General features: G+C 73.3%; 8 protein-coding genes. 4 read left to right on the forward strand and 4 right to left on the reverse strand.

Annotation, left to right across the window (positions count from 1 at the left end):
- The first annotated feature begins 247 nt into the window (after positions 1-247).
- On the forward strand, positions 248-3,502 hold the full coding sequence (locus IEZ12_RS06360) for a hypothetical protein (protein WP_189271175.1): 3,255 nt from the start codon (positions 248-250) through the stop codon (positions 3,500-3,502).
- A gap of 18 nt (positions 3,503-3,520) precedes the next feature.
- On the opposite strand, the gene IEZ12_RS06365 is transcribed toward IEZ12_RS06360, so the two are convergent.
- Entirely contained in the window at positions 3,521-3,955 is a 435-nt protein-coding gene (locus IEZ12_RS06365; protein WP_189271176.1) for a MerR family transcriptional regulator, read from the reverse strand.
- Positions 3,956-4,047: 92 nt separating this feature from the next.
- On the opposite strand from IEZ12_RS06365, the gene IEZ12_RS06370 reads away from it, so the two are divergent.
- Positions 4,048-5,481, forward strand: coding sequence for an MFS transporter (locus tag IEZ12_RS06370; RefSeq protein ID WP_229847294.1), 1,434 nt, complete (start codon positions 4,048-4,050; stop codon positions 5,479-5,481).
- On the opposite strand, the gene IEZ12_RS06375 is transcribed toward IEZ12_RS06370, so the two are convergent.
- Positions 5,439-5,861, reverse strand: coding sequence for a Fur family transcriptional regulator (locus tag IEZ12_RS06375; protein WP_189271177.1), 423 nt, complete (start codon positions 5,859-5,861; stop codon positions 5,439-5,441). The two genes, IEZ12_RS06370 and IEZ12_RS06375, sit on opposite strands and share 43 nt — an antisense overlap.
- Before the next feature lie 191 nt (positions 5,862-6,052).
- Here IEZ12_RS06375 and katG point away from each other — a divergent pair, with 191 nt between their 5' ends.
- On the forward strand, positions 6,053-8,281 hold the full coding sequence (katG, locus tag IEZ12_RS06380) for a catalase/peroxidase HPI (RefSeq protein WP_189271178.1): 2,229 nt from the start codon (positions 6,053-6,055) through the stop codon (positions 8,279-8,281).
- 57 nt (positions 8,282-8,338) lie between these two features.
- Here the strand turns inward: katG and ddaH are convergent, their stop codons facing one another.
- Together ddaH and IEZ12_RS06390 are read right to left on the reverse strand one after the other, a co-directional pair.
- Positions 8,339-9,148, reverse strand: a complete 810-nt coding sequence (gene ddaH, locus IEZ12_RS06385; protein ID WP_373295446.1) for a dimethylargininase — start codon at positions 9,146-9,148, stop codon at positions 8,339-8,341.
- Between the two features lie 70 nt (positions 9,149-9,218).
- Positions 9,219-9,509, reverse strand: a complete 291-nt coding sequence (locus IEZ12_RS06390; protein ID WP_189271371.1) for a BBE domain-containing protein — start codon at positions 9,507-9,509, stop codon at positions 9,219-9,221.
- Between IEZ12_RS06390 and IEZ12_RS37820 the strand changes: the two genes are divergently transcribed.
- On the forward strand, positions 9,459-10,380 hold a 922-nt coding region (locus tag IEZ12_RS37820), incomplete at its 3' end, for an alpha-amylase family glycosyl hydrolase (protein WP_268250233.1). The two genes, IEZ12_RS06390 and IEZ12_RS37820, sit on opposite strands and share 51 nt — an antisense overlap.

Consider the following 10,380-nt stretch of genomic DNA (forward strand, 5'->3'; position numbering starts at 1 on the left):
TGACGAAGAGGCTCCAGTCGAACTGGGGCCTCTTCTGCTTTTACGGCCCGCTCCGAGGCCTGCCCGGCCGGACCGTCGTCCCCGGTCACGAACCACGCAGGGGTGCTCAGCTCCCGTCCCTCCGCACCACGGATCGCTCGATGACCGCCAAACCCCCTCCGCGGAGGGCCGTCCCCTGGCAGGATCCTTCGTCACCGGACCCGTGACGGCGACCGCCGGGTCCGCGATCGCTGACGAGGACGGTGCGGTGACCGGCATGGGATCCAGGTGGCGGCTGCCACGGGTGAGGGCGACCGGGACGGGGCAGGCGCAGGCGAGCGGCGGGGTGGCCGTCTCGGGCAGCCTGATCGTGGACGGCGACCTGGTGGCGGGCCCCCCGGTCCAGCCGGCGCACACCGGCTACCTGGAGCAGATCCGCCGCATCGCGCCGCCGGAGCTCCGGGACCGCGCCGAGGAGCTGGCCGAGCTGGCCGCCTTCTGCACGGGCCCCTCCGAGTACGCGTACCGGTGGCTCCGGGGTCCGGCCTGGGCCGGAAAGTCCGCGCTGCTGTCCTGGTTCGCGCTGAATCCACCGGCCGGCGTCCAGCTGGTCCCGTTCTTCGTCACCGGCCGCTTCGCCGGGCAGAACGACCGGCTGGGCTTCTGCGAAGTCGTGACGGAACAGCTGTCCGCCTTCCTCGGCAGGCCCGTGCCGGCCCGGATGACCGACGCCACCTGCGACGGCCACGTACTCAGCCTGATCCACGAGGCCGCCGACGTGTGCGCGGAGAACGGCACCCGCCTGGTGCTGCTCGTGGACGGGCTGGACGAGGACCAGGGCGTCACCACCCGGCCGGAGTCGTACAGCATCGCGGCCCTGCTTCCGTCGCGCCCCCGGGCGGGGCTCCGAGTGATCGTCACCAGCAGGCTCCGTCCGCCGGTCCCCTCCGACGTCCCCGACGACCACCCGCTCCGTGAACCGCGCGTGGTCCGGGAGCTGTCCGTCTCCCCGCACGCCCAGGCGGTACGGGCGGATGCCGAGCGGGAGCTCCAACGGCTCGCCGCCGCCCCGAAGCTGGAACGCGAGATCCTCGGCCTCGTCACCGCCGCGGACGGCGGACTGACCACCCAGGACCTCGCCGAGCTCACGGGCACCTCGGTCTTCACACTCGGCCGCCACCTCGGCACCGTCGCCGGCCGGACCTTCACCACGCTGCTGAGCCCCTGGACCAGGGACGAGGTGTACGTCCTCGGCCACGACGAGCTCCGCACCTCCGCCCTGCAGGTGCTGAGCGGCAGCGACGTCGCCGGGCACCGGGAGCGGCTGCACCGGTGGGCCGAGGACTACCGCGACGAGGACTGGCCGGCCCGGACGCCCGAGTACCTCCTGCACGGCTACTTCCGGACCCTCCAGCTCACCGACGACCTGCCCAGGGCGGTCGCGCAGGCGACCGACTACGCCCGCCACGACCGCATGCTCCAGGTCACCGGCAGCGATGCCGCCGGCCTCGCCGAGATCAACGCCGCCCAGGAACTGCTGCTCGGCCAGGACACCCCGGACCTCCTGGCGATGGCCCGCCTGGCGATCCACCGCGACCGGCTGCGGGCGCGGAGCGACAACGCGCCCGTCGCCCTGCCGTCGCTCTGGGCAGCTCTGGGCGCCGTCGACCGGGCCGAATCGGTGCTGAGCGGCATCACCGCGCCCGCCCGCCACGGCCGGGCGCTGCTCGCGCTGGTGGAGGCCCTGCTGGCGGCCGGCGAATTCGACCGCGCCCGGACGCTGGCCGATTCGGCGCTGCGGCCGGAGATCCGCTCCCAGGCCTTGGCGATGGTGGTCGCCGGCCGGTGCGGGACGGGCGACCTCGCCGGCGCCGAGGAGGTGACGGCTCTGATCGAGGACCCGCAGTACCGGGTCGCCGCACTCGGCAGTGCGATCAAGGCGGCGATGGACGCCGGGGAACCGGCCGAAGCCGAACGGCTGGCAGCCTGCGCACAGGCGCACGCACTGACCGTCGCCAACCCCAGTCGCCGGGCTTCCGCCATCAGGAACGTGTCGATGCTGTACGCGCAACTGAACGACCACGATCGGGCGGTCGGCCTGGCTCGGCTGACCCCCGAGCCGATCCACCGCGTGTACACCCTCAGCACACTTACCGCCGAAGCGGCGAAGGCCGGGGACCACGACCGGTGGCGGCTTCTCTCCGCCGAAGCCGAGAGCACGGCTCGCGCATTGCCCCAACCAGCGGCGCGGGTGAAGCACCTGGCGGCCCTCGCCCGCACCGCCGCCCAGATCGACCAGCGGGCGCACGCCAGAGTGCTCGCCCGGGACGCTGCCGAGTCCCTGGAGAAGGTCAAGGATCCCGCCGAGCGGACGGCCGCACTCGTCTCGCTGATCGCCGCGCTCGTGGCCACCGGAGATCCTGAACTGGCCCGGCTGCTGACCCGGAGCATCGCCACCCCCGACAAGCGGATCACGGCCCTGCTGAACCTCGTCGACGGCGGGGCCGTCACCGCTTCGGAATGCCTGGCCGAGCTCCCTCTCGTGGAGGGGGACGACATTCGCGAGGGCCCGCTCATCGCCCTCGTCTGGAGGGCGGCGCTGGGATTGCGGCAGCCGGACCTGGCCGAGGCCGTCGCCGAACGGATCCACACTCCCGCCACCCGACTCCACCTCCTGGTCCGGCTGGCCCGGAGGTACGCGGCCGACGGCGCCCACGAACGCGCCGCTCGGCTCGGGGCCGAGGTCTCCGACCTGAGCCGGTCGCTCACCGACCGCCAGGAGCAGGTCGAGGTCATGACCGCACTGGCGCTGCTGGACGTGTCGCTGGGCCGTACCGAGCAGGCCCGCCGAACGGCTGACGCGGCCCAGTCGCACCTGCGGGACTTCACCGGCCAGGTGGTCCACCAGAGTCGCGCCGTCCTCAACCTCGCCGGGGCGATGACCGCGATGGGCGACGCCAAGCGGGCGAGAGAGTTGGGGAGCCTGGCCGAAGGTCTGGCCGTGGAGCACGGGCTGGAGGAGGAAGCGGCGAAGATTCGGGCCGAGCTGCTCGAACTGGCCATGGCCGCCTCCGACCTCACCTGGGCGAGCAGCCTCGCCCGTGAGGTCCCCGAACCACGCCGGCGGGCCCTGACCCTGCTGAGGGTCGCCCGGGCCTGGGCCGACGCCGGGGTCACCAACCGTGCCCTCGACCTGCTGCCCGAGATCGAGGCCGGGATCGACGGGCTGCCGGACAACAGGCGGTCACGCCCGCTGGTGGACCTGGCGCGGCTCCTCGCCCACCTCGGCCGGCCCGAGCGCGCCGAGCAGGCCGCCTGTCGGATCCCGGACCCCCAGCAGCGGGTCGCCGTGTTCCTCGAACTCGCCCAGCAGGTGACCGATCCCCACGCCAAGCGCCTGCTCGCCCGCGTTCTCGGCACGACCAGCTGGGCCGAGTCCCTGGCCGGCATGGCGTCCATGGCGCCGTCGGTCGTGCAGGCCGTGGCCGATGAACAGCTGGGCGAGAACCCGGACTTCGGGTGAGTCCGACCGCGCGGGCCCTCACTCGCCCGGTGCCCAGAAGCCTTCGGCGCGGCCGGCGGTGAGGCGGGACCGGTAGGTGTCGACCTTGTGGTCGATGCGGGTCAGGTGGGACTGGAGTTCGGCGAGTCGGGCGGCGACCTCGGTGCGATGGGATTCGAGGAGGGCGAGGCGGTCGGGTTCGTTGCCGGGGCCGGCGGTGACGAGTTCGGCGTAGCGGCGGATGGTGCGGATCGGCATGCCGGTGGCGCGCAGGCGGGTGCAGAGGTCGATCCATTCCAGGTCGCGGCGGTGGTAGCGACGGCGGCCGCCGGGGGTGCGGTCGACGGGGGTGACGACCAGGCCGGCCCGTTCGTAGTAGCGCAGCGTGTGGACGCTGACGCCGGTGCGTCCGGCGGCCTCCGCGATGGTCAACCCCTGGGCGGGGAGCACGGGTTGGGGCTTGATTTCGAGCACGCTCGAAATCGTAGCGTCGGTGCGGAGGACCGGCCCGGAGTGCATTGACGGTGCGTCAATTCATGGGCCGGACACGGATCGAGGGGGATCGGGTGCCCGAACTTGACGACCGGCGCAGGCGGTTGGTGCTCGCGGTGTGCTGCGTGAGCATGGTGATGGTGGTGCTGGACATCACGGTGGTGAACGTCGCGCTGCCGTCCGTCCGACGGGAGTGGGGCGCGACGGTGGCGGCGCTGCAGTGGACGGTGGACGCGTACACGCTGGTGCTGGCGGCGTTCCTGCTGCCGGCGGGCGCGGCGGCGGACCGGTGGGGGCGGCGGCGGGTGTTCATGGTGGGGCTGGCGCTGTTCGGGCTGGGGTCGGCGTTGTGCGCGCTGGCGCCGGGGGCGGGGGCGCTGGTGGGGGCGCGGGCGGTGCAGGCGGCGGGCGGGACGATGTTGAACCCGGTGGCGATGGCGATCGTGGCGACGACTTTTCCGGGGCGCGCGGAGCGGGCCCGGGCGATCGGGGTGTTCGGGTCGGTGTCGGGACTGTCGTTGGCGCTGGGCCCGGTGCTGGGCGGGGCGCTGGTGGACGCGTGGGGCTGGCGGGCGGTGTTCTGGGTGAACCTGCCGGTGGTGGCGGCCGGCCTGGCGGGGGCGGCGCGCTGGGTGCCGGAGTCGCGCGGAGCGCGGGCCCGGCGGTTCGACCCGGTGGGGCAGCTGCTGGTGGTGGCGCTGCTCGGCGGGACGGTGTTCGGTCTGATCGGGGCGGGCCGGGACGGTTGGTCGGCGCCGGCGGTGTGGGGGCCGCTCACGGTGGCGGCGGTGGCGGTGCCGCTGCTGGGGTGGTGGGAGGCCCGGCGGACGGATCCGCTGCTGGAGGTGGGCCTGCTGCGCAGCGTCCCGATGGTGTCGGCGCTGGTGATGGCGTTCGCGGCGCTGTGCGCGTTCGGGGCGTTCCTGTTCGCGGCGACGCTGTACCTGCAGGGGGTGCGCGGGATGTCGGCGCTGCGGGCGGGGCTGTGCCTGGCTCCGGTGGGAGTGCTGATCGTGCTGCTGTCGCCGTGGACGGGCCGGGTGGTGGGGCGGCGGGGGCCGCGGCTGCCGCTGGTGGTGTCGGGGGCGGCGCTGGCGTCGGCGGGCGGTCTGTTGCTGCTGGTGGGTCCGGGGACGCCGGTGCCGGCGCTGGTGGCGCCTTTCGCGCTGGTGGGGGTGTTCCAGGGGACGGTGAATCCGCCGGTGACCAGTACGGCGGTGGCGGGGATACCGGGGTCGATGGCGGCGCTGGCCTCCGCGTTGGCGTCGGCGGCGCGGCAGACGGGTTCCGCGGTGGGGGTGGCGGTGGCGGGCACGGTGCTCGCGGGCGGGGTGGCGGCCGGGGGTCCGGCGTTCACCGGGGCGGCGCACGGGGTCTGGTGGCTGCTGGTGGCGGCGGGCGTGCTGATCGCGGCGCTCGGCGCGGCGGGGTCGGGCCGCCGGTCGGTCGGGCGCGGGGTGGGGCGTCAGCCGGAGCGGCGGACGCAGTCGGCGCAGAGTCCGCGGTAGGTGACTTCGGCGGCGGTGATGGTGAATCCGAAGCGTTCGGCGGCGGGGAGGGCGGCGAGCGGGTCGCCGGTGGGGTGGACGTCGCGGATGGTGCCGCAGGCGAAGCAGACCAGGTGCTGGTGCGGCCGGTGCGCGTTGGGGTCGTAGCGCTTGGCGCGGCCGTCGGTGGCGACTTCGAGGATTTCGCCGAGGGTGACGAGTTCGCCGAGGGTGTTGTACACGGTGGCGCGGGAGATCTCGGGGAGACGTTCGGCGGCGCGCGCGTGGACCTCGTCCGCGGTCAGGTGGACGTGGTCGCCGTCCAGGACCTCGGCGACCACCCTGCGCTGGGAGGTCAGCCGCCAGCCCCGGTCACGCAGCCGATCGAGCAGGTCACTCATGTGTTCATCCATTCAGCTCAACAGACGCCCGAACTGTACAGGGGCTCGGCGGCGCGGCCCGATTCGAGCGGAGATCACCACCCGATTGACGGTGTTCTTGACTTAGACTGTGTCTATCTTAGGATCGACTCCGGCGAACAGCCAAGGTGTCAGTGAAGAGTTGCGATCCGCCCGACCCGGAGGGACTTCCCATGCCCCAGAACGACGACGCCATCGTCAGCGACCCCAAGTCCGAGGGTGCGGGCGGTTGCCCGGTCGCGCACGGCCGCGCGCCCCATCCGACCCAGGGCGGCGGCAACCAGCAGTGGTGGCCGAACCGGTTGAACCTGAAGATCCTGGCGAAGAACCCGGCGGTGGCGAACCCGCTGGGCGGCGACTTCGACTACGCCGAGGCGTTCAACAGCCTCGACCTGCCCGCCGTGAAGCGGGACATCGAGCAGGCGCTCACCACCTCGCAGGACTGGTGGCCGGCCGACTTCGGCCACTACGGCCCGCTGATCATCCGGATGGCCTGGCACAGCGCCGGCACCTACCGGATCTCCGACGGCCGCGGCGGCGCGGGCGCCGGCCAGCAGCGCTTCGCCCCGCTGAACTCGTGGCCGGACAACGCCAACCTGGACAAGGCCCGCCGGGTGCTGTGGCCGGTCAAGCAGAAGTACGGCAAGAGCCTGTCCTGGGCCGACCTGCTGATCCTGTCGGGCAACGTGGCGCTGGAGTCGATGGGCTTCGACACCTTCGGCTTCGCCGGCGGCCGGCCGGACGTCTGGGAGGCCGACGAGGACGTCTACTGGGGCCCCGAGACCACCTGGCTGGGCGACGAGCGCTACACCGGCGACCGTGACCTGGAGGACCCGCTGGGCGCCGTCCAGATGGGCCTGATCTACGTCAACCCGGAGGGCCCCAACGGCAACCCGGACCCGATCGCCGCGGCCCGCGACATCCGCGAGACCTTCCGCCGGATGGCGATGAACGACGAGGAGACCGTCGCGCTGATCGCCGGCGGCCACACCTTCGGCAAGACCCACGGCGCCGGCCCGGCGGACAACGTCGGCGAGGCCCCCGAGGGCGCGGGCCTGGAGGAGATGGGCCTCGGCTGGAAGAGCGGCTACGGCTCCGGCAAGGCCGGCGACGCGATCACCTCCGGCCTGGAGGTCACCTGGACGAACACCCCGACCACCTGGGACAACTCCTTCTTCGAGATCCTGTTCGGCTACGAGTGGGAGCTGACGCAGTCCCCGGCCGGCGCGCACCAGTGGAAGCCGAAGGACGGCGCCGGCGAGGGCACCGTGCCGGACGCCTTCGACCCGGAGAAGAAGCACGCCCCGCAGATGCTCACCACCGACCTGTCGCTGCGTTTCGACCCGGTGTACGAGCCGATCTCCCGCCGCTTCCTCAACGACCCGGCGGCGTTCGCGGACGCCTTCGCCCGCGCCTGGTACAAGCTGACGCACCGCGACATGGGCCCGATCGCCCGCTACCTCGGCCCCGAGGTGCCCTCCGAGGAGCTGATCTGGCAGGACCCGCTGCCGCAGGCGCAGGGCGCGCCGATCGACGCGGCGGACGTCGCCGTGCTGAAGGAGCGGGTGCTGGCCTCCGGGCTGACCACCGCCGAGCTGGTGTCCACCGCCTGGGCGGCGGCGTCCTCGTTCCGCGGCAGCGACAAGCGCGGCGGCGCGAACGGCGCCCGGATCCGCCTGGAGCCGCAGCGTGGCTGGGAGGTCAACGACCCGGAGCGGCTGGCGCAGGTGCTGCGGGTGCTGGAGGGCGTCCAGTCGGCGTTCAACGCGGAGGGCGGCCACCAGGTCTCGCTGGCCGACCTGATCGTGCTGGCCGGCACCGCCGCGGTCGAGCGGGCCGCGCAGGCCGGCGGCGTGGACGTCGAGGTGGCCTTCCACCCGGGCCGGGTGGACGCCGTCCAGGAGAAGACCGACGTGGAGTCGTTCTCGGCGCTGGAGCCGAAGGCGGACGGCTTCCGCAACTACCTGGGCAAGGGCACCCGGCTCCCGGCCGAGTACCTGCTGGTGGACAAGGCGAACCTGCTGAACCTGTCCGCCCCGGAGCTGACGGTGCTGGTCGGCGGACTGCGTGTGCTGGGCGCCAACCACGGCGGCTCGCAGCACGGCGTGTTCACCGACCGTCCGGGCACCCTGAGCAACGACTTCTTCGTCAACCTGCTCGACATGGGCACCGCCTGGGCGCCGGTCGCCTCCGACAGCACCCTGTTCGAGGGCCGGGACGCCGCCGGTGCGGTCAAGTGGACCGGCACCCGCGCCGACCTGGTGTTCGGCTCCAACTCGGAGCTGCGCGCGGTGGCCGAGGTGTACGCCTCGGACGACGCCAAGGAGAAGTTCGTCAAGGACTTCGCCGCCGCCTGGACGAAGGTGATGGACCTGGACCGCTACGACCTGGCGCGCGCCTGACGCACCCCCGGAGGCCCGGTTCCGCTCGCGCGGGGCCGGGCCTTCGGGCGTCCGCGGTCAGCGGCGCAGCTCCAGGGTGCAGCACTTGACGGCGCCGCCGGCCCGGAGCAGCTCGGTGAGGTCGATGCCGATCGGGGTGAAGCCGCGGTCGCGCAGCTGCCCGGCCAGGCCGGTGGCAGCCTCGGGGAGGATGACATGGGCGCCGTCGGAGACGGCGTTCAGGCCGAACACCCGGGCGTCGTCCTCGCCGGCCAGGATCGCGTCCGGGTAGAGGCGCTCCAGCACGGCCCGGGACTCGGCGTCGAAGGCCGGCGGGTGGTACATGATCTCGTCGTCGTCGAGGACGGCGAGCGCGGTGTCCAGGTGGTAGTAGCGCGGGTCGACCAGCCGCAGGGTGACCACCTCGCGGCCGAGGAACGCCGCGGCCTCGGCGTGCGCGGCGGTCTCGGTGCGGAAACCGGTGCCGGCCAGGACGCGCCCGCCGGCCACCAGGAGGTCGCCCTCGCCCTCGTTGACGTACTCGGCGTCCCGGACCTGCCAGCCGCGCGCGCGGAACCAGTCGGCGTACGCCGGGCCCTCGGCGAGGCGCTCCGGGTACCGGAAGCGGGCGCCCAGCACCTTGCCGTCGACCGCGGTGGCGCCGTTGGCGGCGAACACCATGTCCGGCAGGCCGGGCAGCGGGTCGATCAACTCCACGGTGTGGCCGAGGCGTTGGAAGAGCGCGTGGAGCTCGTCCCACTGGGCGAGGGCGGCGCCGGTGTCGGTGGGCTTGGCCGGATCCATCCACGGGTTGATGGAGTAGTCGACGGTGAAGTGCGTGGGCCGGCACATCAGGTAGTGGCGCGGACGGGCGGTTCGCGGCGACACGGCGGTGTCTCCCTCCAGGGCGGAACAGGATTGCTGACGGTCGGTCAGCGGGACTCCGTACAGGCGTGGTTCAACTGTCGACGGGCTGCGGGAAGGTGAACAGACCGTCCGGGTCATGGCGGTGCTTTACGGCCACCAGCCGAGGGTAGTTCGCACCGTAGTGGGCGACCCGGCAGCCTCGCAGGTCCGGATCGGTGAAGTTCAGGTGGGCGCCTTCGGTCGCGTACGCGGCGACCAGGTGGTCGGGCCGGGCGGGGCGGGCCCGGCCGAGGGGACAACGGTGCGACGGTCGGAACGAGAGGGGACGGGTGTGGGGACGGACTGGGCGCGGGGTGCGGTGCTGTACCAGATCTATCCGCAGAGCTTCGCGGACGGGAACGGCGACGGGATCGGGGACTTCGCGGGGCTGACGGAACGGCTGGAGTACCTGCAGTGGCTGGGGGTGGACGCGGTGTGGCTGAACCCGTGCTTCGCCTCGCCGTTCGGCGACGCCGGGTACGACGTCGCGGACTTCCTGACCACCGCGCCGCGCTACGGCGCGCCGGAGGACCTGGCGAAGTTCACGGACGCGGCCCGCAGAGCGGGCATCCGGGTGCTGCTCGACCTGGTGGCGGGTCACACCTCGAACCGGCACCCGTGGTTCGTCCGCTCCGCCGCGGACCCGGACGACCACCGGTACATCTGGGCGGACCGGCCCGCGCCCGGGTACGTGGCCTCCCCCGGCAGCCGGCCGGGCTGGTACCGGCCGAACTTCTTCGACTTCCAGCCGGCCCTCAACTTCGGCTACGCGCAGCGGGATCCGGCGGAGCCCTGGCGGCAGCCGGTGGACGCGGACGGCCCGCGGGCGAACCGGGCGGCGCTGCGGGAGATCATGACGCACTGGTTCGGCCTGGGCGTGTCCGGCTTCCGGGTGGACATGGCGTCCTCGCTGGTGAAGGACGACCCGGGCTTCGTGGAGACCGGCCGGCTGTGGCGGGAGACCCGGGCCTGGATGGACGCCCACCACCCCGGCCGGGTGATCCTCGCCGAGTGGGGCGACCCGGCGCGTTCCGTCCCGATGGGTTTCCACGGCGACTTCTTCCTCCAGTTCGGCGGCCCGGCCGACGGCGCCGCGCTGCGCTCGCTGTGGGACAACGGCACGGGCACGGTGCACGAGCACTGGCCGCAGCAGCCCTGCTACTTCGACGCCGAGGGCCAGGGCTCGATGCAGCCGTTCGTCGCCGAGTGGGAGC

The organism is Kitasatospora griseola, assembly GCF_014648555.1.
GTDB classification, from domain to species: Bacteria; Actinomycetota; Actinomycetes; order Streptomycetales; family Streptomycetaceae; genus Kitasatospora; species Kitasatospora griseola.